Genomic DNA, 25,546 nt, shown 5'->3' on the forward strand with positions numbered 1-25,546 from the left:
CTTACCTTCCCGTGCCTCCGGTGAACGCTACGGCCGGCTCGAGCGGCTTACCCTCGCTGATGACCGTGACTCTGGCACGGGGGTTGATTCCCGGCAGGCTGCCGCAGTCAAAGCTGACGGCGTAATCCCCGCGTTCCAGGATCGGCGCCTCCCCCTCCGGCTTCACCTCGCGAATCAGCGCTCCCTGCGGGCCGTAGAGCTTGCAGTCGGCCATGGAGTTGAACTCCAGGTAGCAGCCGCTCTCGATCTCGACCGGGAAGGTCACTTTCTTCCCGCCGACGGTGATGGCGGGGTTCACCAGCTTACCGTTGACGAGCGGAAGCGCCTTGATCGGGCTGAGGTAAGTCGTGACGGGCTTGCCCGATGGGAGGTTGTTGTACCACAGGCTTAACTGCTCGACCTTGCCGAAGTTCACGTTCTCGCGGTAGATGAAGTATGCGCCCCATATCCAGTGAGGCTTCTGGCCTTCCTCTTCGTTCCAGGTGTTGTTCCAGTCGGCCTCAGGGCGGTTGTACGGCCATGAGTAGTCGGCAAAGCGCTCGCCCTCAGGCTCGATCAACTCGAAGTACCGCCAGCCAGTGAAGTCCAGCTTCACGTAGTGCTCGCCGTGGGCTTCCGACACATGCGCCGGGCTGCGCAGTTGGACGTTCAGGATCGCCCCGCTTCCGTCGCCGTGAATCCAGACGCCGAGCGCCTGTGCAGCCGAAATGTCAATGGGAGCTTCCCACTTCTTGCCGACCATGGCCCATGCGCCCTGTCTGCCGGGCAGCTTGCTCTCTGCGGTGAGTTTCCCGCTGACGTCACCCGCCTTGACGATATCCGATGCCGAGGTGAGGCTCGCAGATATCTCCGGAGGGCTGAATCGCCGCGGCATCTCTGACGGGTCGGTGAATCCGGCCACCGTGACGCCATCCGGCGAATCGTAGGGCGCGGCCGACATCAGCGCCTCGATGCGTATTCGCGCGGGCTGGCGGTCGAAGGCGTTGGCAACCGTCCACGAGTTGCTCCATCCGCCGATACCTTCCACTCGATGTTTGTCGTACTTCGTCGGGATGAACACATAGTTGCCGGAGGTGTCCTGCTCTAACGTGAAGTCCCTGCCCGGCTCTCGAAGACGAGCCTTGATAGACTCCGGCACGACGTTAGCGGCTCGCAGGGTTTCCCAGCGCCTCATGATGTCCGCGAGGCGAATCATGTAGGTGTTGCCGAGATCAGCGGGCGAGATGCCCATCAGCGCGAGACCCGTATCGTTCCCCAGGCACTTGGCGCAGAGGTACTCGATGTCGTCGGGCATGGTCGGCTCGACCAGCGCCCCGCCCCATGTCTTCACCGCCCACCAGCCGAGCTGGCTGGGCATGAATATGCGCTTGTTGTTCTCGTTCGCGGCGCAGTGATTGTCAATGAACTTCTTGTAGCTGCGGCTGGGATGATCCCACGCGCCCATCCGCGAGCGGACGTACCACAGATGGTGATGGAAGGTGCTCATCTCCATCAGCGCAGGCTTCTCCAGTCTCTTGTACAGCTCGAAGGCGAACTTCGATCCCCAGTGCCAGCCGTACTCGGAGCCGTCGAAGATGTCCTCGGCATCGAGCGCGTCGAGGTAGATCGTGTCGAATCCGCAGCGATTGAAGGCCTCGGCAGACTTCGCAGCGACCTCGGTGAAGAGCGTCGTCTTGTGGTCGGGCTGGAAGTACCCGAAGACCTCCTTCAGGTGGCCGACCTTCGCTCCCTTCTTGTGCTCCGAGACGCGCGTCCCGAGCACCCCGCGAGTGCAGCCGGTGAACGCGTAAGGCGGCTCCTTCGAGACGCCCGTGTACGTGATCAACTCGTCGTCTATCTGCAGGGTCACGCTGTTCCGCACGAAGAAGCCCGTGATGGCGGACATCTTCTCTGTGGATTCGCGCACGCTAACCACCGCGTCACTTGCGGTCATGTCCTGAGCCAGCGTGAAGGTTGCATCCTTGCCGAGCCTCGGGTCGGGCACCGGCGTCACCCAGGGGGTGCGCTTGTCTATGCAGGCGGCGTAGGTGTGCAGGCCGGCCTGGATCCCGGCGGCATGGAGCTTGTCTATGGCGGCCTTCAGATCGTCGAATCCTCTTGGATACCGCGCGGGATTCGGCTGGCAGTCGCCGAACCGGAAAGAGCTTCCGCCGTGGAAGTCTATCTGTGTGATTCCCAGGGACTTGGCGAGCTTGATCCACTCGTCGGCTGTGTCTACGGTGATGCCGTCGAAGTTGAAGAGGTACGATCGGTAGTTGTCCGGGCCGTCGAGCGCCCAGGGGCCTCCGACGGGCGAGTGCGGAAGGTCCTCGGCCGCACTGACTACTTCCTTTATCACGTCGCGAAGCTCGGCCTGAGGGCATCCGATCAGAGCCGCCTTGGCTCCAGCGAACCCGACCCGGCGCATGCAGCTCGCACTCAGAGCGCCGGCTGGACCTGGAAGCGGTGAGACGTAGGTCCTCAGGTTCAGGGCGAGCGCGCACGCCGCGAAAGGTTCATCGGGCTGACCCTTCAGTCTCAGCGGCACATCCACGAAAGTGAGTTGCTCGACGCCGTCGCCGCTGAGCGAGACGACTTCGAGGACGATGTAGCGCTTCACCGCCGTCGCTCTCAGGACGGCTTCGACCTTCGCATCCCCGAACCGCACTCGGATGCCGCCGGAACTGCTGCGCACTTCCGAGGCGGCGAAACTCCTGCCGTCCTTGCTTATCCTGGCGAAGGGCGACTGCTCAGCGCGGCAGTAGTCCGTGCCGGTTGCCTTGTCAACGAATCGAAGCCCCAGACCGTCGGGTGAGACCTCCAGCCGGATGAGGTCGTTCTCTATCACCGCGCCCATGTTACCTCCTGATGCTGCGCAGGCGATCAGCATCGCCGCCGCACAAAGCACGATTCTAATCATATCGGTTCATGCTCCACGTCATTTCCGTAGCGGTGCGGCGAGGGCATCGAAGTTGGCGTCCATCGGCTGCCACTCGGACCATTGGGTGATTCCGTCGGCCTTGCACCGGTCGCGGAAGTCGGTCAGCCATCCGAGTGCGGCGGCTTTCTCCTCGGGCGTGCCCTTCTCGCCGGCACGCTTGGCCTCGCGCATGACCTTGACATACTCGAGCGAGAGGCGGGCATGCTTTACGCGGGCGAGTACCCCGGGGTTCTCCGCCAGCTTCTCGGCCCTGTCGAAGCACTCCTCGCCCTTCGCCAGGATCTCCGGCGACAGGTGACCGGCGCCTTCATTGGCCCAGATGTTGCCGTGCAGGTTCTCGTCGCGAACCTTCTTGTGCATCGCCTTCAGCCACTCGTGAATCGGCTCGGCGGCCTTGCCGTAGAAGCCGACCAGGAAATCGGCGATCACCAGGTTCACGTCCGCGCCCTCGTCCCAGAGCGTCTTGGCGAGCATGTAGGCTTTCAGGTCGTCCATGAAACCCGCGCCGCCGTCGGGACCCCAACCGGCGTTGTACGTGCCCTGCATGAACATGCCCTTTACGCCGAACCGCTTGTACATCGGAACGTCGGCCTTCAACTCGTCAAGGTCCGGGAGCGGGAGCAGGTAGTTCGGGAAGACCGTGTTGTAGTGCCAGATGTAGAGACAGTCGGTGATATTGCTCCAGTTGCGAATGTTGTCCATGAAGCCCGCGTTCTGCTCGCACCGCTCATAGGGATGGTGCTGGCAGTTGGAGATGGGACAGAGGCGGACGCGGACGTTCGGCCTCGGCTTGGTGATCTTCGGCGGCTTCTCGGTCCATTGATAGGCGAGTGTGTCAATCAGCACGTTCGGATGCTTCTTTGCCACCTCGTCGGCGATCGCGTTGACGAAGCGGAGCATGAGGCCGGAGGGACTGCCCTCCTCGGCATCGACGGCTCTGCACGCGTCGCACTGGCAGTTCTTGTACGTATCGTTCTGGGAGACGGAGAATATCGTCGCCTTAGGGTCATCGGCGATCCACTTCATCACGCCGTCGGTGGCGATCTTCAGGACCTCGGGATTGGTCATGCAGATCTGGGCATAGCCGTCCTGGCGCTTGCCGTCGACCAGCGAGAAGTACTCGGGGTGGTCTTTGAAGTACTTGGCGGGTGGGATCAGTTCGGCGAACGTATGGACGAACCGGCCGTAGCTCACCTTGCCGCCCCGAGTGTCGTCGAGTTTGGCATGGTTGCCGTTGCACTTGTTGCGCGCGGCCCAGTCCGCATCGAAAGCGCCGGAGTAGAACGGTTCGCGGTACTCGAAGCTCGGCGTCTCGGTGATGTCGAGCCTCGGCAGGATGATGGTCCGCTGCTTCGGAATGTAGCTCACGGTCGGTGAATACCACCGGCACCCGAGCACCTTTTCCAGGAACGTGTAGACGCCGTACATCGTGCCTCGCAACCTGCCCCCGACGATGATGAGGTCCGGGCCGAAGGTGCGGATCGTGTAGCCCTCGTCGCCGAGCGCCCTGATATCTATCGGAGTGCCCCTCAGCCGGCGAGTCTCTCCGTCGCCGAGGACGATCATCCGAGCCGGGACCGTGTCTCCCTCGATCTCGATCGGCAGCTTCGCGCCGCTGATCTCGAACAGGAAGTTCTGAAGTTCCTCAGCGGCATGCTCCTCTGACGGGGAAGCCTCCTTCGAGAGCACGATCGTGTAGTCGCTTTTGCCATTCTTCACGAGCGGAAGTCCTTCCGCGGCGGCCTGAGCGCCGACGATAAGTCCTGCGAGCGCGCACATTGCGATGATGTGTCCTGCATGCATGTCCATGCCCCCCATTTCGATGCGAGTGTTACCGGACTGTTCGACGGAGGAGGGCGATTACCTGCATCTCGGGCCGAGTGTCGCTTGCAGAGCCCTCCCTGATCTGCTATGCTTTCGTACAAAACTCCCGGGAAGGAGTTCTCCCAATGGACAGGAAACTCGGCTTCGACACCATCGCGCTGCACGGCGGACAATCTCCCGATCCGGCTACCGGATCGCGGGCGGTGCCCATCTATCAGACGACGTCGTACGTGTTCAAGGACACGGACCACGCGGCGCGCCTGTTCTCGCTGAGCGAGGCAGGCAACATCTACACGCGGATCATGAACCCGACGACGGGTGTTCTGGAGGAGAGAGTCGCGATGCTGGAGGGCGGCATGGGCGCGCTCGCCGTGTCGTCCGGGCAGTCGGCGGAGATGATATCGATCCTGAACCTGGCGAAGGCGGGCGACGAGATCGTTTCGTCGTCGAGCCTCTATGGCGGAACGTATACGCTCTTCAAGCATACACTGTCACGGCTTGGCATCGAGGCTGAGTTCGTCGATGGGAGCGATCCCGCGAACTTCGCGAAGGCGATCACGCCCCGGACGAAATGCCTGTACACTGAGACCATCGGCAACCCGGGGCTCAACGTGCCGGACATCGAGGGCATCGCGAAGGTCGCGCGCGACGCGGGCATCCCGCTGATCATAGACAACACGTTCGCCACGCCTTATCTGTGCCGACCGATCGAGCACGGCGCGGACGTAGTGGTCCATTCGCTGACGAAGTGGATGGGAGGCCACGGCACGTCCATCGGAGGCGCGATCGTGGACTCGGGCAGGTTCGACTGGACGAACGGCAAGTTCCCGCACTTCACGGAGCCCGATCCGAGCTACCACGGCATGGTCTTTTCCGACGCGTGCGGTCCGGCAGCATACATCGCCCGGGCGAGGGTCGCGCTTCTGCGCGATCTTGGTCCGGCTATCAGTCCGTTCAACGCGTTCCTGATCATGCAGGGCATCGAAACGCTCTCTCTCAGGATGGAGAGGCACTGCTCGAACGCGCTGAAGGTGGCGGAGTATTTGGAGAAGCACCCGAGCGTATCGTGGGTGACGTATCCGGGCCTCCCGAGCCATCCCGACCACGAGCGCGCGAAAAAGTACCTGCCGAAGGGCGCAGGCGGGATGCTCGGCTTCGGCATCAAGGACGGGAAGCAAGCCGGCATCAAGTTCATCAACTCGGTCGAACTGCTCAGCCACCTGGCGAACGTCGGCGATGCCAAGTCGCTCGTCATACATCCCGCGAGCACGACTCACCAGCAGCTCACGCCTGAGGAGCAGCGCGCGTCGGGTGTTACCGAGGACTTCATCCGCATGTCGGTCGGCATCGAGGACGTGAACGACATCATCGCAGATATCGAACAGGCGCTGGCGAAATCACGAGCGTAGATATGCAAGTCAACTGCATCGGGGATCATCAGACGGTAAGGTATGCGGCTGGGGAACTGGCGAAGTACCTGCGTCGTATGACCGGGGCTGACGCCTCGATCAAGATCGGGAGGTCGCCGGATGGGATCAACGTCGGGTTGGCGTCCGACCTGAGGATCGAGATGCCGTCGGTAGCCGATCCGGTCGTAGACGATGCCGTCAGCATCAGAGTGTGGGACGGCAGGGGATATGTCGTCGGGAACAATCCCCGGAGCGTGCTGCTGGCCGTCTACCGTTACCTCACCGAACTCGGCTGCCGGTGGGTCCGTCCGGGCGTTGACGGCGAGTATGTCCCTGCCCTTGACGGTCTTCCGCCGGTGGAACTCTCCGAGACGCCGTCATACCGCCACAGGGGTATCTGCATCGAGGGCGCAGTGAGCATCGAGCACGTGCGCGACAACATCGAATGGCTGCCCAGGGTCGGGATGAACGGCTACTTCATCCAGTTCCGGGAGGGACACACCTTCTTCGACCGCTGGTACTCGCACGAGAACAATCCCGCGATGCCCGGTGATCACATCTCTATCGAGCAGGCGCGGGAGTATACTACCCAGGCGGTAGATGAGATCAAGCGTCGCGACCTGCTGTATCACGCGGTCGGCCACGGGTGGACCTGCGAGCCGTTCGGGATCAGCGGCACGGGATGGGTGAAGTACGAGGGAGAGGTGCCTGAGGCGTCGGTCAAGTACCTGGCGGAGGTAGACGGCAGACGGGAACTCTGGGGCGGAATCGCCCTCAACACGAACCTATGCTACGGCAACCCGGATGCCCGCCGGATCGTCATCACCGAGATCGCCGACTATGCGCGGGAGCATCCACAGATTGACATCATGCACTTCTGGCTCGCGGACGGCGTGAACAATCACTGCGAGTGTGAGATGTGCCGGGACACGCGTCCGTCGGACCTTTACGTCAGGATGCTGAACGAACTCGACGAACTGCTCGCATCAAGAGGGCTGAGCACGCGGATAGTGTTCCTGATATACGTTGACCTGCTCTGGCCGCCGCTGGAGGAGAAGCTCGCGAACCCGGAGCGGTTCATCCTGATGTTCGCGCCGATCACCCGGACCTACAGCACGTCCTTCTCGGCATCGGAATCGCTCCCTGAACTGCCGGAGTTCAGGCGCAACAAGCTCGAGTTCCCTAAGAGCGTGGATGCGAACGTCGCGTTCCTGCGGGAGTGGCAGAGCCTATTCTCGGGCGACAGCTTCGACTTCGACTACCACTTCATGTGGGACCACGTGCACGATCCCGGGTACACTCAGACGGCGCAGATCGTCGGGCAGGACATGCTGGGATTGAGGGACCTCGGGCTCAACGGCCTGAGCAGTTGCCAGGTCCAGCGCGCATACTTCCCGACGGGGCTCCCGATGACCGTGATGGCCAGGACTCTCTGGAATCGGGACCTGAGTTTCGACGAGATCGCCCGCGACTACTTCGAGAGCGCGTTCGGTCCTGACGGAGCCGCCTGCCGGGAGTACATGGCGAAGATCACGGACTTGTTCGATCCCGTCTACATGCGCGGCGAGAAGACGGTCGTTGACCCGGAGGTCGCCGAGAGACTGGGCAGGATCCCCGGAGTCGCGAAGGAGTTCCTGCCGGTGATCGAGCGCAATGCTGCGAACAGCAATCCGTGCTGGGCGAAGTCGTGGGAGTACTTGCGGCACCACGCCGAGATATGCGCGATGCTCTCGAACGCGCTCGAGGCAAGGGCGCGCGGCAACATGGAGTCCGCCGCTCAGGAGTGGGAGCGCGCGAAGCGGTACGTTCAGGAGAGCGAGCCGGTCCTGCACCCGGTGCTCGACGTGTGGAACTTCGTGAACGTGCACGGGCGGAAGTTCGCCGTCTGACCGGTCGGATACTTCAGACGGGTCAGATGGTTGACTACTGCGAGCCCGAGAGCGGATAATAGAGGCGTGATCGAAGAAGGATCGGTCGGAATCGTAGAGACGCAGTACTTCACGTTTGCCGAGCCGCCGAACGAGATGGAACTCGAATGCGGGCGGAAGCTCGGTCCGATTACGCTCGCCTACGAGACCTACGGCGAGTTGAACGAGGCGAAGGACAACACTATCCTCGTGCTCCATGCCCTATCCGGCGACGCGCACGTTGCAGGGCGCCACAAGCCTGACGACAGGAAGCCGGGCTGGTGGGACGACATGGTCGGCCCCGGCAGGGCCATGGACACGAACAAGTACTTCGTCGTCTGCTCGAACGTGATCGGCGGATGCAAAGGATCCACCGGGCCGAACTCGATAGACCCGACTACGAGCAGAGAGTACGGCAGGTCCTTCCCTGTCGTCACTATCAGGGATATGGTGAACGCCCAGAAGGCTCTGATAGACCATCTGGGCATTGAGAGGCTGCTGTGCGTGATCGGCGGCTCGATGGGTGGGATGCAGGTGCTGGAGTGGGCGTGCAGCTACCCGGATATGGTCCGATTGGCGATACCGCTGGCAACCACGGCACAACTTTCCCCCCAGGGAATTGCCTTCGACTGGGTCGGCAGAGACGCCATCATGTCCAACCCGGAGTACATGGACGGCGACTACTACAGGAAGTCAAGCTCGGGCAGGGGCCTCTCGCTGGCGCGGATGATCGGTCATATCACGTACCTCTCTGAAGAATCGATGATGAGGAAGTTCGGCCGTCGCCTCCAGAACAAGGAGAAGGACGAGTACGCGTATGACTTCAGGACGGAGTTCGAGGTGGAGAGCTACCTGGATTACCAGGGGGAGAGCTTCGTGGAGCGTTTCGACGCAAACTCCTATCTGTACATTACCAAGGCGATGGACTATTTCGACATGGAGCGGCAGTACGGGTCGCTCGAGAAGGCGTTCGCTCGAGCCAGGGCTAAGTTTTTGGTCATCTCCTTCTCGTCGGACTGGCTCTTCCCGTCCAGCGAGTCCAAGAAGATAGTAAAGGCGCTTCGGGGCAACAATCTCGATGCGATCTACATGGAAATCGAGACCGCGTACGGGCACGACGCGTTTCTGGTCGAGTGGGAGAGACTAACCGCGTCGGTGTCCAACTTCCTGAGGCACGGATACGCGAATACCTAGCCGGACGCTCCGGAGGGCAGAATCCCTGCAATCTGCTCCGAACCAACATGACACAAGAGATCAAACTCGAAGAGAACGGGACCGTCCTGAAACTCGCGCCGGAGCACAGGATCATCATTGATCTGATCGAAGAGGGCAGCCGGGTGATGGACCTTGGATGCGGCGAGGGCGACCTGCTGAAGGCTCTCAAGGTGATGAAGCACGTCCGCGCCGAGGGCATCGAACTCAGGGAGGAATGCATCCAGGCCTGCGTGGCGAAGGGGCTGTTCAACATCCACCACGGCGACCTAGACAAGGGCCTCGCCGACTATACGGACAAGTCGGTGGACTACGTGATCATGACGAACACCATCCAGGTCCTGCACCGGCCCCTGACCCTGATCAAGGAGATGGCTCGTGTCGGCAGGAAGTGCATCATCAGCTTGCCGAACTTCGGCTTCCTTCGTATCAGATGGCAGCTCTTCGTCAACGGCCGGATGCCGAAGAGCCCCAGGCTTCCTTACGAATGGTATGACACCCCCAACATCCACTTGGCCACGCTTGCGGACTTCCGCGACTTCTGCCGCGTGGCCGACCTGCGGGTGCTGAAAGAGATCGCGCTGCGGACCACGGACGACGGCAACTGCCGCATAGTCCGATACCTACCGAATCTCATGGCCGACGCCGGCATCTTCCTCGTGGAACCGTGCAACTGACCGCATACGTTCCGTACACCCTCTCGCTCCGTGCTGAGGCTAGCCGTTCGCCGATTTGAACTCCTTCATGAACGCCACGAGCGCGTCCACAGCCGCCTCGGGGACGGCGTTGTAGATGCTCGCCCGCAGACCGCCGACGGACCGGTGCCCCTTGAGGCCGACCAACCCCGCCTTCTTCGACTCGGATACGAACTTCTCTTCCAGTTCCTCGCTCGGAAGCCGCCACACGACGTTCATGATCGAACGGCTCTCTGTGTCAATCGGGCACTTCCAGAAACCGCTCGAGTCAATCTCTGCGTATAGCTTGCCGGCCTTCCGCTCGTTGATCTTCTGGATGCCTGCGATGCCTCCGAGTCCCTGCAGCCACTCGGTGACGAGCTTCAAGATGTAGATGCCCCAGGTGTTCGGCGTGTTGTAGAGGCTGGTGTTCTCGACGTGCGTGCCGTACTTGAAGAAGATCGGCTGGCTTTCGGCCTCGCGCTCCAGCAGGTCCTTCCGCAGGATCACGAGCGCCAGCCCTGAAGGACCGAGGTTCTTCTGAGCGCCGGCGTAGATCATCGCAAACCGGTTGACGTCAATCACGCGTGACATGATCTCGCTCGACATGTCGGCGATCAGGGCGTCGGTCTTCGGGAACTCCGTGAACCGAATGCCGCCGATCGTCTCGTTCGAGCAGATGTGAAGGTACTCGGTGCCGGCGCTGACGTCGAGATCGCCAGGCTTCGGACATCGAGGATAGCCCGCTTCTTTGCCGGACCATGCGATGTGCGTCGAGCCGGTGATCTTAGCTTCCTTTGTCGCCTTCGACGCCCAGCTTCCAGTGTCTACGTAGTCCGCGGTCTTGCCGGCGCGCCGGAAGCTCATCGGGATCGTGGCGAACTGGAGGCTGGCGCCGCCCTGAAGGAACAGCACCGCGTAGTCGTCCGAGACGCCCATCAGGCTTCGGACGTTCGCCTCGGCGGCGTCAATGATCGCCTGGAACTCCTTGGAGCGGTGTGACAGCTCCATTACCGACATGCCGCTCCCGGCATAATCGGTCATCTCCGCCTGCGCCTTCTCCAGAACCGGGAGCGGCAAGGCCGCGGGTCCTGCGTTGAAATTGTAAGCTCTTGCCATGATGTGCACCTCTTTGTGTTATTCTCTGAGCGCCTGCAGCGGACAGCGTCCGCACCGCTCACACGCCTGTGCCGTGTAATCTGAGTATTCGACTGCGGGGCGCGAATTCCTTTCTGCGCTCTCAGTTCTCGACGCGAATCTCCGCACTTCCGCCGAAGCCGGAGAGCGGGATCGCGGCGTACACCACGCCATCGCTCGATCGCCCGACCTCGGCCCACTCCGTGCCCGAAGCCTTTCGAATAGACAACCGAGACCCGGTGGGGCAGGGCAGTGAGATGGTGACGTCGTCGGTCGCCTCGAGGGAGTATGTGCCGTCGCCGGTGGCGTAGAGCGTGGCCAGTCCCGGCACGACTGCCCAGTCGCCGATTCCGTACTCGTAGAGGTGGAAGGTCGCGCGTCCGTCGCCGTCAGCGTCGGCGAACACCGACTTCAGGTCATCGGCAGACCGTTTGTTCGTCTTGTCAAGAATAACATCGTACCGAACATCCTCGGGCGCTCGGCTGCCGAATGCCCCGCGGACGCGGAGGTATGCGTCGCCGCTCTCGTTCTCGATCACCGCGCCCCGGTAGAGTGAGTAGCTCGAATGCCATACGCCATCGCCCTGGCTCAGTGCGGCGAAGTCGAGCATAGTCTTGTTCCTAATGACGCCGTCTGCGAAGCCGACCGCCACACCCTCGGCGAGCAGGCTCGTCGTTCCGAGAGTCAATCGAACAGCGCCATCTGCGGCCACCTTCGCCCCCACGACCTCATATGCGTCACATCGTTGCATGCCCTCGATCCGGATCCGCCGGCCGATCAGTGCCTTCGGGTCGCCGATAGTCATGTCTACGGTGATCTCATTCGCGACTCGGTCCAGGGCGATGATTTGGCTCGCGTTCTCCGCGCGCGCCAGGCTGATCGAGGTGTCGCCGGCGATCAGAAGCGTCCCACTCGACAGGAAGAGCCGCTCGATCCGCTCTCCCTCTTGCCGCACAAGGCCGACATCGCCCATCAGGGCCATGTTACCCAGCTTGGCCGACCCGTCTGGTATCCCGGTCGAGAGAATCGTGTCCTGCGTCTCTCTCGTCGCCACGCGGATGCCCGCCGGACGATAGCCCTCGACTGCCTTGCCCTGCGGTTCCAGGCGCTCGATGCGGTCTACCACGCGCGTGCCCGAGTACGGCTCGATCACCGTCAGGTACTCGCTGGTCAAAGGCGCATCGTCTTTCCGGCAGGCTAGGGAGTAGGTGACCGTGTAATCATCCGGCTGCGAAGGAGCGCGTCCATCCGCGAGGACGAGTTCCGTCCCCGGCTCGGGCAGCCCGGTCACGCGGATGTGAACCTTCCGCTCTCCGGCACAGTCATAATCGAGCGACCAAAGCGCTGTCACCGGCCCTCTGCGGACGTTGGTGAAAATCGCCTGGTAGTCCAGGAGCGGCTTGCCGTCCGGGCCGGGACGCTTTGTGTTGTACTCGACATCCTCACCGGCCAGAGTGCCCTTCGACTGCTGGACTAGCGCCGGACCCTCATATACGGGCGGAACGGCCGGGCCGTGCCAACTCTGCCAGTGCTCAGTTCCACCTCGAACGCGAAAGATGTCGGCCATGTAGCAGTCCTGGGGCGACAGGTCGATCATCAGGCTCGTGCGCCGGTAGAGACGGTCGCCACCTTCACCGAAAGCAAGCTCATCGGTGCGGTAGGGGTCTTCCTGCGAGTCGATCATCTCGATCCCGTCCGCCGACTGGAGCGATATCAGGCGCCCGAAGTCATGGATCGTCGGGTTCTTCCGATCGATCATCACCGTGTTGTGCGTGGCGATGTGCGTCTCCCAGGTGGCCGCAAAATCCCACGACTTCGGGTAGCCGAGGTCGGGGAGCAGCGCCTTGCCGAGCGCCTGGAAGCCGAGGTTCATCGGATCGCGATGGTTATGCGCGGGATGCGCGCCGTAGAACACCCACAGCGCCCGCTGGTCCTCGTTACTGCCGGAGCGCGCAATCGCCAGCCGGTAGCCGTCGAATGCCTGAGTCCGGCGCGGAAGGAACGTGCCGAGCTTCTTCACGGCTCGGCGGATCTCATCGTCTATCGGCTTCCTTAAGACTGACGCGTGGCTGATCTTGCCGTTCGAGTCCATCAGAGTCGTGGCCGCGCGCTCGTCGCCGTACTGCCGGTAGACGGTCTCGCCATAGCCGCTCAGAAGTGACCTGAGTCCCCTGTCGCGGTCGGTCGGGTGCATCGGCTCGGGCGTGCAGTCGCCGACGCCGGGGTAGTAGCGATCGAGCGTGATCAGGTCCATGAAGTAGCTGCCGACCATGGCCTTCAGTTTCGGCTCATCCCACATCACCGGGTAGCGGGCCGCTTCTATCTCCTGCGGATGGAGCTTCCGAAGCTGCTCGACCTTCTCCATCGTCGGGAGCATGGCGAGCTTGCTCGTGTTGTAGCCGATGCTCTCCGCGCCTCCACCGTCCTTGAATAGCGAGTTGCGCGCGAACGTGCGCAGAGGGCCGGTGCACTTGTAGTAGAGCCAGTCGATCATCTCGAGCGAGTCAGGCTTGTTTGTGCCCTTCACGTCGTCCATCACCAGGGCGAGGGTGGCCGCGGAGTTCTGATGCATCCCGAAGTTCCCAACGATGACGGTGTCCCGGAGTGCCTTGGCCCCGACTCGGACGATGTTCTCCTCGACGTAGCATCGAATGTCCGCGCCGGTCTTGATGCCCGGGATCTTGCTCGATACGAACGCGACCGTGTCGGGATCGTCCAGCGCATCGTAGATCCGATCGTATGCCGCCGCGATGCCCGCCACGTCGCTGCACGACCAGATGTAGTCGGTGATCAGCCCGGACCGAACGGCATACGGATACTTGTAGCAGCGGTCCTTCTTGTCGGTCGAGTTCGGGAACTGCTCGGCGAGGCGCATCAGGATTACCGCCGCCTTGTGCGCATATCGCTTGTCGCCGGTGAACAGGTAGAGCTGCGAGAGCCGATCGAGCGCAGGCCGAACGCCGTTGAGGTAGACGGCATGGATGTACTCGCCGATGAAGTAGTAGGTGTCGCCGTCCTTCACCCCACCAATCCCCCCATTGGCAAGGGGGGGATTAGGGGGGGTGAATCCCGTGCCGTCGTCCGGGAAGTCGCCGGATGTCAGATCACCGGCCGCGAAGTCGTTTGAGGGATACCACTCGCCGCCGACCGGGCACTGGATCTTGAACGGTTTGTTGAACGGGTCGATCTTCCAGGGGTGGAAGACGCTGAACTTCTTGATCTCGAGGCCGTGGACCGGGCAGCCCTTGTGCTGGTTCACGTAGTACTCGCGGTGGATACGGGTGTCCGGCATCAGGTCCCAGAGCTGCTCATCGGGCACATCGAGGAGCTGATCGGCCGTCTTCCCGACCTCGCACCACGAAGACCGGATGACGTCGTCCTTCAGGCCCTTGACCGTGTCTTTCGCCCACTGGTACCTCTCGATGTTCTCGCGTGCGGTGGCGATCTCGTCATCCGTGATTGCCGTCCGCCGGGTCTTCGCCGACCCGGCCCCGAATGAGCTTGTGAGAAGCGCCGCCGAACACAACAGCGCTATGATGAACAGCTTCGGCATCGTTTGCTCCTTATACAAAAACCCCGACTCTCATGGGAGAATCGGGGCTGGTTACCGTTTCCGACCTTGTCTATGCGGCTACACGAATCTTCCCGACATCTGTTACCGGCTCAGGTACAGGTTTTCCTTCGTCCTTCAACGTTTCCAGATAAAGCTCTATGGCTTCCTTGATGAGCTTCTGAACTTCCTCCAAGGTGCCGCCGACCGCAACACAGATGGGGAGGTCTGGGACGTGTGCCCCCCAACTCGTGGGGCCTTTTTCGTAGATGACTGCGTATTCCTTCATGGCTTTCCTGCACGGCGCTTGAGTTCTCTCATCCTTCGGATCGCCGGCCAGCAGTTCCTGCAGGTTACCTCATCAGGATTATCCGACGCGATGCCCTCAACCTGCGCACGATGAGCAGCCTCACGATCCCGAGGGTTGCATGCAACCATGCCGTTCTCATCTAGGAGATGAATGTTTCGGAGAACACGGCGACGTCTTCTCAATCCATCTCCTTTGGGTACAGAATACCGATCTCTACACGCATCTCCTACTCCCCGGCGGCCGCGGCCGCGATCAGGCCCTTGGAGATCTCCTCGCGCTGAATCTGGTTAGTGCCCTCGTAAATCTGGGTGATCTTCGCGTCGCGCATGTACTTCTCGATCGGGTACTCCTTCATGTAGCCGTACCCGCCGAAGACCTGGAGCGCGTTCGTCGTGACCTCCATCGCCACGTCGGAGGCGAAGCACTTCGCCATCGCGGAGTAAGTCGTCGCCTTCTTCGGCTTGGCCTGGTCGATCCATCGGGCGGTTGCATAGATGAGCGCGCGGGCGGCCTCGACCTTCATCCCCATGTCGGCGAGCATCCAGCGCAGTCCCTGGAACGCGGAGATTGGCTGGCCGAACTGCCTGCGCTCGCGGGAGTACTTCACCGCCAGATCGAGCGCGCCCTGAGCGATTCCGAGCGCCTGGGACGCGACACCGGGCCGGGACATGTCGAACGTCTTCATCGCGTTGAAGAAGCCCGATCCCGGCTTGCCGAGCACGTTCTCCTTGGGCACGCGGCAGTCCTGGAAGATCAGCTCGCGGGTCGCCGACGCGCGGATGCCCATCTTGTCTTCCTTCTTGCCGAACGTGAAGCCGGGCGTGTCCTTCTCGACGACGATGGTCGAAACGCCGCGGGGGCCTCTGGTCGGGTCGGTCACACAGAAGATCGTGTAGATCTCCGCCTCGCCGCCGTTGGTGATCCACTGCTTGGTGCCGTTCACGACGTACTCGTCGCCGTCGAGGATAGCGGTCGTGGCGACGGCGCCTGCGTCCGATCCGGCGTTGGCCTCGGTCAGGCCGAATGCCGCCAGCGTCCCGCCGGCGATCCGGGGGAGCCACTTGGCCTTCTGCTCGTCGCTGCCTGCGATGAGGATCGGCATCGTGCCGAGTCCGGTCGCGGCGAATCCGAGGGAGATGCCGCCGCACGCCTTCGACAGCTCCTCGGTGACGATGCACATGTTCATGATCGGCGAGCCGAGGTCCATGCCCTCGTACTCCTCAGGTATGAAAACGCGGAAGAGATCGGCCTCAGCGATCGCCTTCGTGATCTCCCAGGGGAACTCGCCCGATTCGTCGAACTCGGCGGCGACCGGCCGAATTCTTTTCTCGGCGATCTCGCGGGCGACTTCCCGAATCATCTGCTGTTCTTCAGTGAAGAAGTAATCCATCTTGTTTCTGCACCCCTCTCAGGCTCAAAGTTCAAGGATCAAGGTTCAACGCGGGCGAGGTTACTTCCTCTGTGGGCCGCAGTCCGAACTTGGCCCAAACCCACGTTGGGCCTGGAGTTGGACTCCAGGCCCGCCCACTGGGTTTGTCGGAATTCAACTCCGCCGGTGAGTGATGCGGACCGGAGTCCAACTCCGGCCCGAACGGTTTTCCGAATACGACCAGGAATAGCAGTACGAGAGACTACTGCCCGTATCGGGATTCCAGCAGTTTCCTGAGGAACGCGATGTCGTTGTGGATCGTCTGGCGCTCTGCCTTGCAGCGATCTGGGAAGACCCGGTCTGCTTTGTTCGCGAACGCCTCGATGGTGCGAATGTATCCCTCCGCGACGTATCGGGAGTGCGGCGTGGCGATGATCTTGTTGAACTGATCGCGCACCGGGTTCAGGCCGGTCTGCGGCTTGCCGAGGATCACGAAGCCTGGGTAGATCTCGACCGCCTCCTTGAGCACCTGGCGCTCCTCGGAGGTCCTGCCGAGATGCAGGATCGCCTGGCCGATCGAACGCATTGGGTCGTAGGCATAGGGGTTGTACGCGTAGTCGGCGCAGGTCAGCATCGGGAGGCGGTTCCACTCGTTCTGCTGGCACAGCGGATTGCTCATGTAACCGTCGACCGCCTCGCAGAGGTCCGCATCGCGATTGATCACCGGACCGAGGTGCATGGTGGGGTGCGCGTCGTTCACGGGGTAGTTGTCCCACAGGAAGAGGCGGTGCCCGGCGATGCCCTTGTATGTCTCGGCGGCTCTGCGGGTGATGTTGCCGACCACGCTGTCGCCGGTCCAGAAGAGGTAGACGTCCTTGTCGAGCTCCTTCGCGAGGATCTCGAGGTAAGCCTTCGCCGCCGGGTCCGTCCCGTCGCCCCAGTAGAACGTCGGGCAGAAGATCATCTGCGCCTTCGGGTCCTTAGCCTTCAACCGCTCGAAGATGATGTTGACCACCCTGGCCTGTCCGGACGCATCGATCCCGTGGCTGATGTCGTCGAGCGAGATGTTGAACCACTTCACGCCGAGCCCCTGCATCCACGAGTAGTGCTTCCAGAGATCGGCGATGTCCTTGTCCGACTTGTAGTCCAGTGGGCGCTTGCTGCAGAGGTTCGGGTTCATGCTGAAACAGAACTCGATCCCATTCTTCTGACACTGGCTTACGATGTTCTCGTAAGCGGCCTTCTTCTCAGCCGGGAGGTCCTCCCACCAACGGTTGACCTCCGGGTTGCCCCACGCATAATGTTCTACATCGCACATGCTCGTGTAGCAGTTCTGGAGGAAGTTCATCTTGTACCGGGCCAGCACCGGAATCTCTGCGAGATACTGCTCGGGCGTCCACATCCACCCCTTGGTGCCGCGCATCGCGAACCCGGGCTTCTGTCCGGCGGCGAGCGGCTCCGGGAACGGACGACGCTTCTCCGGCATCTCGATCCAGAAGTCCTTGCTGAGGTCGCGGACGATCACAAAGTCCTCCGGCCCGACGATGCATCTTGCCGCCTGGAACCACGGCGGCCAGCCGAGCCCTCCCTCCTTCTCAGTGCATCGGACGACGAGCGTGTTCTGCCCTGCCTTCAGCACGCCGGGGGGGATGGCGAACCTGTGGGTCTGCCACTCCTTGCTGGTGAAGTCGTTCGGGCCGCTGAAGATCGTCTTGCCGTTCAGTTCGAGGGCGATTGCGCACTGCTTCGGGCCGTCGTCGTCCCGACCCCTGAGGTGTAGGAACATCGGCTGCTCTGGGACCGACTTGACCTCGAATGTCGCCTGCATAGTCGAGTGCCCCCCGGTCGGTTCGGCGTAAACGTAGTTCACCTGTATCTCGCCGGCCATCGTCGAGCCGTACAGATTCGCCGCGCCGCCCTCAAAGTCGGTCCCGGCCAGGTCCGCCAGCGCCGGCTCAGGCTTAGCGTGTGACGTGCCTCCCGCGAGGCATACGATGATAGCTATAAGCGCAAGATTCCGTGTCTTCACGTGCTGATTCCCCCAACTCTGTCGTAGGAGGCGACTCCAGTCGGCGATGGCTGGGTTGGCCTCTCGTTATGCCACCAGAGTGGCTATTCGAGGAGATCGGTACTTCTGTTCGGCAGCTAGAACCGTCCAGTCTCGAGTGCGCTCGGGCGCGTGTATCGAGAGACGGCCTTGGAGCACAAACGATCGCGGATCGGAATCCGCTCCTACAACGATGTTTACTATTTGCCAGCCCTCCCCGCCCACTTCTTCCACATCGCCCGGTCTGAGAGCATCTTAATGAATATCCCGCCGATCACCGGCCGTGAGTGAAGCCAGGCCTTCTCCAGGTTGTCCGTGTAGTACAGATCGGTCATCGGGACCCGCGCCGTGGTTCGATTGTAGTAGTTGTAAGCAGGGCCGACGAATGCCTCGAAGTCGGTCCTCGATTCGGTCATCGTCGCCGTCCAGATCAGCCAGTCGGTCTTGGTGAGAGTCCCGCGAACGTCGAGCGGCAGGCCGAGTTCGTTCTGCTTCGTCTTGTAGAAGGCGATCTCCTTGCGGGCGATATCCGGCGGGAAGAGGTTGAGGCCGAGCAGCCCGTCCCACACGAGGTTGTACTTCTGGCTCCACGTGCCCGGCTTGTCGAACGCCAGACGGAAGTGATCGCCGTCGTCCGCCATATTGACCCACTCGGCGGCCATCTCCCTTGCGAGCTTTCGGTATTCGGCGGCCGTCTCCTCTTGGCCGATCATATCCGCAAGCATGCCGTATGCCCCGAGCGCCTCGATCGCCTTGATCGAGAGGTTCGCGTTGTGCGCCAGGTGGCCCATGAAGTCGTCGGTGCAGAGCTGGTTCTCCGGGTCCATGCCCTTCTCACGCAGGTACTCCGCCCAGCGGGAGATCAGGCTCCAGTACTTCGCAGCGTAATCGGCGTTTCCCTCGATCTTCGCCAGGGCGGCGATCATGAGGATCATGTTGCCCGACTCCTCGACCGGCATCTGGTTCTCCTCGGTGCGCTCGCCGCCGCCGTAGACCTGCCCGTTCGCCAGCGGATACGTGCCGAGGTCATGCGGAGCAAACGGCCACTTCCAGCGCGCCGACCGGGCGTATTCCATCACGGGAGTCAGGTTCGCCTCGAGGACCCTCGGGTTGAGCAGCATCCAGAACGGCGACGCGGGGTAGGCGATGTCGACCGTCCCGATGCAGCCGTTGCTCGTGTTCTCCTTCGAGAAGGCCATCAGCGCGCCGTCGAAGTCGGCCGCGTACCCGTGACCTGCCGCGCACTGACGGTATGCCGCTGCACAGAGCGACGCGTACTTCGGGCCGCCGACCTTGGTCAGGTCTGCGACGAGCTGATCGTCGAACGCTGCGCACCTTGACATGAGCGAGGGATAATCCGCCTCGGCGGTCGTGAGAAGCTGGCCCATGTCCATGCCGGTCCGCTTCCAGTACGGCCGGAGTCTCCGCTCCATGTACTCGACCGCGAAGACCTCGTCGTAGGCGATCAACACATGGCGCGAGACCGGCGATGTTCCGACCTTGCCCAGATCGAACATGCAGCACATCGTCGGCCATGCATCGTGCTCGGCGCGGGGCATGCCCATGTCGTCCGCGGGCGGGAGTTTGCCGGTCGAAGCGAAATGATCTCTCGCCTTGTTGCCGTCCATGATGACGGTGTCGGTCGCGCCCGGGACGCCGAGGTAGACATAGCCCCAGTCGATCCGCACTCCGTCGCCCGCCCGCTTCAGGATCGGCTGCTCGTCGGTGCCGATGCTGAGCAAGTCCATGCCCTCGAGTTGGTATCTGTTCCAGCGCACCTTCTGGTCGGGCGAATTGACCGCCCACTCGCCGGGGACGTCGAAGTACACCTTCACGTCGTGCGTCCTGCCGTCGGCAGCCCTCATATCCCATGTGACGTAGCTCACCGGCCTCGTGAGAAGATCAATATCATTCGCCAGTACGGGCGATGTGAACGTGAGCGTCGTTCGCACTCCGCCGGCCTCGAGAGTGTAGATCGAGCGAGTCGGGGTCACCTCGAGGCCGGTCTGCTCTACCAACGGGAACTTGTTCGGCGTCATCCCTGCGTACCGATAGGGCTTGCCGTCCACCATCACGATTCCGCCGATCGCATTCACGCCGCCGGTCCAGTGCTTTGCCCAGTCGTCGGTCAGGCGGTCGCTCATCTGCCACACGCTGAAGTATGGATTGTGCGTCGCCAGGGGAATGGCCGGCGGCCGGAAGGGCTTCCCCTCTTCCGCAACTGCCGTCCCCGATACGAGCAAGCATGCGGCAATGGCGGTCAGACACAGTATCTTCCTTAGAATCATCATTTGTCTCCCGGACTGATTCTCGCAGCGCACACATCATCCCACGGGCGGAGACCGTGCGTCAAGCCGGTCTGCGCCGCAGGCGAAATCCCGCGCAGGGTACGCTGCACCGGGCGGCGAATACGAACTGTGATCACGCCGTAGAAGTACCTGCGCCGGTCACGGAGGCAAGAATGCGATACCTTGTGCTGTTCGCGATCGTCCTGATTCCCTTCCAATGCAGAGGTGAGACTATGGGCATTCCAGACGATTTCCCGCGCTTTGCGGTTCCCGGCTTCGAGAAGCAGATGGAGAGCCTGCGGGAGCTCTACTGGCTTCACTACCCCGGCGCCGGCCCGAAGGCGACGCTCTGGGACCCGTGGCTGCCGACCCCGTCACTCTGGCCTGCGGTCGAGGGCTCTTCGGATGCGTTCCGTCAGCAGTGGAACGACGTGCTCAGCAGCAGGATGATTGACAAGGAAGGCTACGTGTCGGTTCACCAGCACGCCTCGATCGCCCATCCGCTCGGCTGGCCGTTTCCCTACTGGCACGGCGGAGTGGGCGGCATGGGCTGGCACTTCTCCTTCAAGGATACGGTGGACGGCCACTGGCGTCCGGCGAACCTCAACACCACCGAAGGCTGGCAGACCACAGGTATCGAGGACAAGGGCATCGGCGAGTACGGATGGGATCTCAGGCTCGCCGAGCCGCGCGCGATGATCACCGCGCCCAAGCATGATATTGACACCTTCCAGTCGCCGTTCCTGCAGCTCAGGTGGAAGGCGTCCGGCCTCGGAAACGCCAAGCCGTTCGTCGAGTGGACGACCAAGGAGCATCCGCGATTCGGCCCGGACCGGCGGATGTACTTCGAGCCATACGAGGGCACGACCGTCACGCATCTCGTCATCCCGATGTACAAGCATCCGGAATGGAACGGGCATGTCGCCAGGCTTCGCATCGGGTTCGGCAATCCGAAACCGGGCGCTGACGTCACCGTTCAAGGATTCTTCACGACGTATGACACGCGGCATGACATCAACGGCCAGAACTACGTCATCGGCTGCTCGACCTACTTCGACTGGACCGGCGACATCAACTTCCTGCGCCGGAACGTCAACCGGATGCGGACGGCGCTCCGATACACCATGACCGAGCATCAGGCGCTGGAGAGGAAGTTCGTCTTCAACACATGGGTCGGCCACGAGGGCCGCAGCGGCCTCAGGTTCGTCAACGGCGAGAAGCAGATCGCGTTTGGGAACGGCATCGGCGACAACTACTGGGATATCGTCCCGTTCGGCTACAAGGACTGCTATGCGAGCATGATGTACTACGCGGCGCTCTTGAGGATGGCCCGGGTCGAGCGGGAGATCAGGGCGCATCCCGAATGGAACGTTCCGGTCGGGACGCTGGCCTTCGAGCCGGATATGCTTGAGAAACACGCGGCCGAGGTTAAGACGGTCGGCAACAAGATGTTCTGGAACCCGAAGACCGGCCGCTTCATACCCTGCATAGACGCGGACGGCAAGACCCACGACTACGGGATGACCTCGCCGAACATGGAGGCGGTCTACTACGACTTCGCAACGCCCGAGCACGCGCGCTCCATCATGGCGTGGCTGAACGGCGATCGCATCGTCAAGGGTGATACGGCTCAGGGCGCGGATATCTACCACTGGCGGTTCGGCCCTCGGGGGACGACGAAGCGGAACACGGAGTACTACTTCTGGGGCTGGTCGGCGCCGGAGAGTATCCCCTGGGGCGCGCAGGTCCAGGATGGCGGCGCGGTGCTCGGATGGAGCTACCACGACCTGATCGACCGCGTACGAGTCCTTGGGGCGGACAATGCCTGGGCCCGCCTGCAGGAGATCATCCGCTGGTTCGATGAGGTGCAGGCGGCGGGCGGCTACCGGAAGTACTACGACGGGTCGCGCGAGGGAACGCTCCAGGGCGGAGGAACGGCCGGTGGGCTCGGGCTCGACGCCGAGTTCTTTGAGAGCGTGCTCGTCCCGCAGGTGATGATAGACGGATTCCTCGGATTCGCGCCGATGGTGGACGGCTTCCGGCTCGATCCGAATATCCCTTCCTCGTGGCCGTCGCTCGCTATTGATCGAATCCGCTGGCACGACCTCGTCCTGACCGTGAGAGTCACCAAGGACTCTGTCGAGATCCGTCGTGAGGCCGGAACTCCGTCCGGGTCGCTCTTCATACGGTTCGCCGATAGTGAATGGAGGCCGGGCGCGTCCTCGGTCCGCAAACGCGCATCCGACGGCGCGTACGAGGTGAGCCTGGCTGATGTGCGCGAAGTGAGGTTCGTTCGCGCTCGCCGCGATTGACACTCCTCGTGGCCCGGTGTTAGACTCTGCTCGGAAACGGAGGCTCATAATGATACTCGTCACCGGCGGCGCCGGGTACATAGGTTCACACACCGTCAAAATGCTGCTCGAACACGGCTACGAGACCGTCACGTTCGACAGCATGGAACTCGGCCATCCCGAGGCCGTGCTAGGCGGCGAGATCTTCCGGGGCGACCTGATGGACCCGCAGTCGGTCTATCGCGCTTTCGAGGACTATCCCATAGATGCCGTCGTCCACTTCGCGGCATATGCGGCTGTGGGCGACTCGGTTGCGAACCCCGAGAAGTACTTCCGCAATAACATGGTCGGCGGTCTGAACCTCCTGCAGGCGATGCTGAGTCACGGCGTCGAACACATCATATTCTCGTCCAGCGCGGCAACCTACGGGGAGCCGAATCACGTCCCGATCGAGGAGGCCCATCCGCAGTCGCCGACCAACCCGTACGGCGAGACGAAGCTGATGTTCGAGAAGGTCCTGAGATGGTATGACGTCGCCTACGGGATGAAGTCGGTCTCGCTCCGTTACTTCAACGCCTCGGGCGCGGACCCGGACGGCAAGATCGGCGAGGACCACGAACCGGAGCAGCATCTCATCCCGCTGATCCTGCAGGTGCCGCTCGGGAAGCGCGACAGCATCAGGGTTTTCGGCACCGACTGGGATACGCCCGACGGCACGTGTATCCGCGACTACATTCACGTGAACGATCTCGCCGAAGCGCACATTCTCGCCCTGAGGGCGCTCGAGCGGGGCGCGGAGACGACCGCCTACAACCTCGGCAACGGCGACGGGTACTCCGTCAAGCAGGTCATCGAGACGGCGGAGAAGGTTGTCGGCAGGAGAATAGCGTGGGAACCCGCGTGCAGGCGGCCCGGTGACCCCGCGAGGCTCGTCGCCGGTTCGGACAAGTTGCGCGGAGAGCTGAACTGGCAGCCCAAGTATCCCCAGTTGGACAGGATCATCGAGACCGCGTGGAACTGGCACGTCGGCCACCCGAACGGGTACGGCGTCTGACACGTCCGACCAGTCCGACAGGTCCGACCTTCATGATAGGAGTACCCTATGCCCGGGCCCAACATCCTCTGGATCTGCACCGATCAGCAGAGATTCGATACCATCCGCGCGTTCGGGAATCCGCACGTCAACACGCCGAACCTCGACCGGCTCGTCTCCGAGGGAGTCTCATTCACCAACGCATTCTGCCAGGCTCCGGTCTGCACGCCAAGCAGGGCCTCGTTCCTGACCGGGCGCTATCCCCGCACGACGCGCACCCGCCAGAATGGCCAGTGCATCCCGGAGGACGAGGTGCTCGTCACGAAGATGCTCGCGGATGAGGGCTACGACTGCGGGCTCTCCGGCAAGCTCCACCTCTCTGCCTGCTGCAGGAGAGTCGAGCAGCGGATAGACGACGGCTACCGGGAGTTCCACTGGAGCCACCACCCCAACCCCGACTGGCCGGAGAACGCATACATCCACTGGCTGGAGGCGAAGGGCTACAAGTGGAAGGATCTCTACGAAGGAGCGAAGGGCCGGTACGTGCATCCCGGAGTCCCCGGGGAGCTGCATCAGACGACATGGTGCATCGAGAAGGCGATGGAGTTCATCAGCGAGGAGCGCGAGGGTCCGTGGTGCATGAGCGTCAACATCTTCGATCCGCACCACCCGTTCGATCCGCCCAAGGAGTACCTCGGCCGCTACGATCCGGACAAGCTGCCCGACCCGAAGTACAAGCCCGGCGAGCTCGATAATAAGCCGTTCTTCCAGCGTATAGACCACGACGGCGCCTACGGCAACCGGGGGATGGCATTCAGCAAGATGACTCCGCGGGAGCGGCGGGAGATCACCGCCGCCTACTACGCGATGGTCGAACTCATAGACGACAACGTCGGCCGGATCATGAAGATGCTCGACGAAACCGGTCAGCGCGAGAACACGATCATTGTCTTCCAGAGCGACCACGGCGAGCTGCTCGGCGACCACGGAATCTACTGGAAGGGCCCGTTCATGTACGACTGCTCGGTCCGCGTGCCGCTGATCATCTCGTGGCCGGGACACTTCGAGCAGGGGCTGACGTGCGACGCGCTCGTGGAACTGGTGGACATCGTGCCCACGCTCCTCACCGCCGCCGGGATGCCGATTCCCAGCCGGGTGCAGGGGAAGTCGCTCTACGATATTTGCGCGGGAGAGGCCGATCCGCATACTCATCGGGACTCCGTGCTCACGGAGTTCTACATCGCCCAGCCGTTCCACAAGAAGTACGACCCTCAGGCCTACGCGACGATGGTCCGCACCCGAACGCACAAGCTGACGGCTTTCCATGGCATGGACGAGGGTGAGTTGTACGATCTGCAGTCGGACCCGGATGAGTTCGATAACCTGTGGGACAACCCGGCGCACAAGGATGTTAAGTGCGACATGCTGAAGAAATGCTTCGATAGAAGCGTGTTCACGATGGACCCGATTCCGGAGCGAGTGGCGGAGTACTGATAACGCACAAAGGCGCCAGGCAGATGTACTCGCGCCTACAGCAAGGACGAAGTGACCGTGCGGATGCTGGGGAATCCAGTC

General features: G+C 62.2%; 15 protein-coding genes. 7 read left to right on the plus strand and 8 right to left on the minus strand.

The genetic code is table 11. The features are described from left to right. Position 1 precedes the first annotated feature (1 nt). Positions 2-2,899: a hypothetical protein gene (locus KBC96_06685; protein ID MBP6964075.1), complete on the minus strand. Its 2,898-nt coding sequence runs from the start codon at positions 2,897-2,899 to the stop codon at positions 2-4. A gap of 18 nt (positions 2,900-2,917) precedes the next feature. Beyond that, entirely contained in the window at positions 2,918-4,723 is a 1,806-nt protein-coding gene (locus KBC96_06690) for a DUF4838 domain-containing protein (GenBank protein MBP6964076.1), read from the minus strand. A 146-nt stretch (positions 4,724-4,869) separates the two neighbouring features. On the opposite strand from KBC96_06690, the gene KBC96_06695 reads away from it, so the two are divergent. The 4 genes from KBC96_06695 to metW all read left to right on the plus strand — a co-directional run bounded on the left by KBC96_06695 (position 4,870) and on the right by metW (position 9,949). Further along, a complete protein-coding gene (locus KBC96_06695; protein MBP6964077.1) occupies positions 4,870-6,153 on the plus strand; it encodes a homocysteine synthase in 1,284 nt (427 codons plus the stop codon). A 2-nt stretch (positions 6,154-6,155) separates the two neighbouring features. After that, positions 6,156-8,042, plus strand: a complete 1,887-nt coding sequence (locus tag KBC96_06700; GenBank protein ID MBP6964078.1) for a DUF4838 domain-containing protein — start codon at positions 6,156-6,158, stop codon at positions 8,040-8,042. Between the two features lie 69 nt (positions 8,043-8,111). Then, on the plus strand, positions 8,112-9,254 hold the full coding sequence (locus KBC96_06705) for a homoserine O-acetyltransferase (protein ID MBP6964079.1): 1,143 nt from the start codon (positions 8,112-8,114) through the stop codon (positions 9,252-9,254). A gap of 47 nt (positions 9,255-9,301) precedes the next feature. Next, the gene (gene metW / locus KBC96_06710) at positions 9,302-9,949 is read left to right on the plus strand and encodes a methionine biosynthesis protein MetW (GenBank protein MBP6964080.1); all 648 of its coding nucleotides are present in this window, start codon (positions 9,302-9,304) and stop codon (positions 9,947-9,949) included. 39 nt (positions 9,950-9,988) lie between these two features. Here the strand turns inward: metW and serC are convergent, their stop codons facing one another. From serC to KBC96_06740, 6 genes are all read right to left on the minus strand, one after another. Next, on the minus strand, positions 9,989-11,065 hold the full coding sequence (gene serC, locus KBC96_06715) for a 3-phosphoserine/phosphohydroxythreonine transaminase (protein ID MBP6964081.1): 1,077 nt from the start codon (positions 11,063-11,065) through the stop codon (positions 9,989-9,991). 121 nt (positions 11,066-11,186) lie between these two features. Further along, positions 11,187-14,636 (minus strand): heparinase II/III family protein, encoded by a 3,450-nt coding sequence (locus KBC96_06720; protein ID MBP6964082.1) that lies wholly within the window; start codon positions 14,634-14,636, stop codon positions 11,187-11,189. 70 nt (positions 14,637-14,706) lie between these two features. Beyond that, positions 14,707-14,922, minus strand: a complete 216-nt coding sequence (locus KBC96_06725; GenBank protein MBP6964083.1) for a type II toxin-antitoxin system HicB family antitoxin — start codon at positions 14,920-14,922, stop codon at positions 14,707-14,709. A 247-nt stretch (positions 14,923-15,169) separates the two neighbouring features. After that, positions 15,170-16,333, minus strand: a complete 1,164-nt coding sequence (locus KBC96_06730) for an acyl-CoA dehydrogenase family protein (protein ID MBP6964084.1) — start codon at positions 16,331-16,333, stop codon at positions 15,170-15,172. A gap of 241 nt (positions 16,334-16,574) precedes the next feature. Next, on the minus strand, positions 16,575-18,341 hold the full coding sequence (locus KBC96_06735) for a beta-N-acetylglucosaminidase domain-containing protein (GenBank protein ID MBP6964085.1): 1,767 nt from the start codon (positions 18,339-18,341) through the stop codon (positions 16,575-16,577). 218 nt (positions 18,342-18,559) lie between these two features. Next, positions 18,560-20,650 (minus strand): DUF4965 domain-containing protein, encoded by a 2,091-nt coding sequence (locus KBC96_06740; GenBank protein MBP6964086.1) that lies wholly within the window; start codon positions 20,648-20,650, stop codon positions 18,560-18,562. Positions 20,651-20,820: 170 nt separating this feature from the next. Here KBC96_06740 and KBC96_06745 point away from each other — a divergent pair, with 170 nt between their 5' ends. From KBC96_06745 to KBC96_06755, 3 genes are read left to right on the plus strand one after another with little or no spacing between them, the layout of a single operon-like run. Next, positions 20,821-22,959 (plus strand): hypothetical protein, encoded by a 2,139-nt coding sequence (locus tag KBC96_06745; protein MBP6964087.1) that lies wholly within the window; start codon positions 20,821-20,823, stop codon positions 22,957-22,959. 46 nt (positions 22,960-23,005) lie between these two features. Then, on the plus strand, positions 23,006-23,992 hold the full coding sequence (galE, locus tag KBC96_06750) for a UDP-glucose 4-epimerase GalE (protein ID MBP6964088.1): 987 nt from the start codon (positions 23,006-23,008) through the stop codon (positions 23,990-23,992). Positions 23,993-24,040: 48 nt separating this feature from the next. Beyond that, positions 24,041-25,465, plus strand: a complete 1,425-nt coding sequence (locus KBC96_06755; GenBank protein MBP6964089.1) for a sulfatase-like hydrolase/transferase — start codon at positions 24,041-24,043, stop codon at positions 25,463-25,465. Positions 25,466-25,546: the final 81 nt, after the last annotated feature.

It is taken from the genome of Armatimonadota bacterium, assembly GCA_017993055.1.
Classification (GTDB): Bacteria; Armatimonadota; UBA5829; order DTJY01; family DTJY01; genus JAGONM01.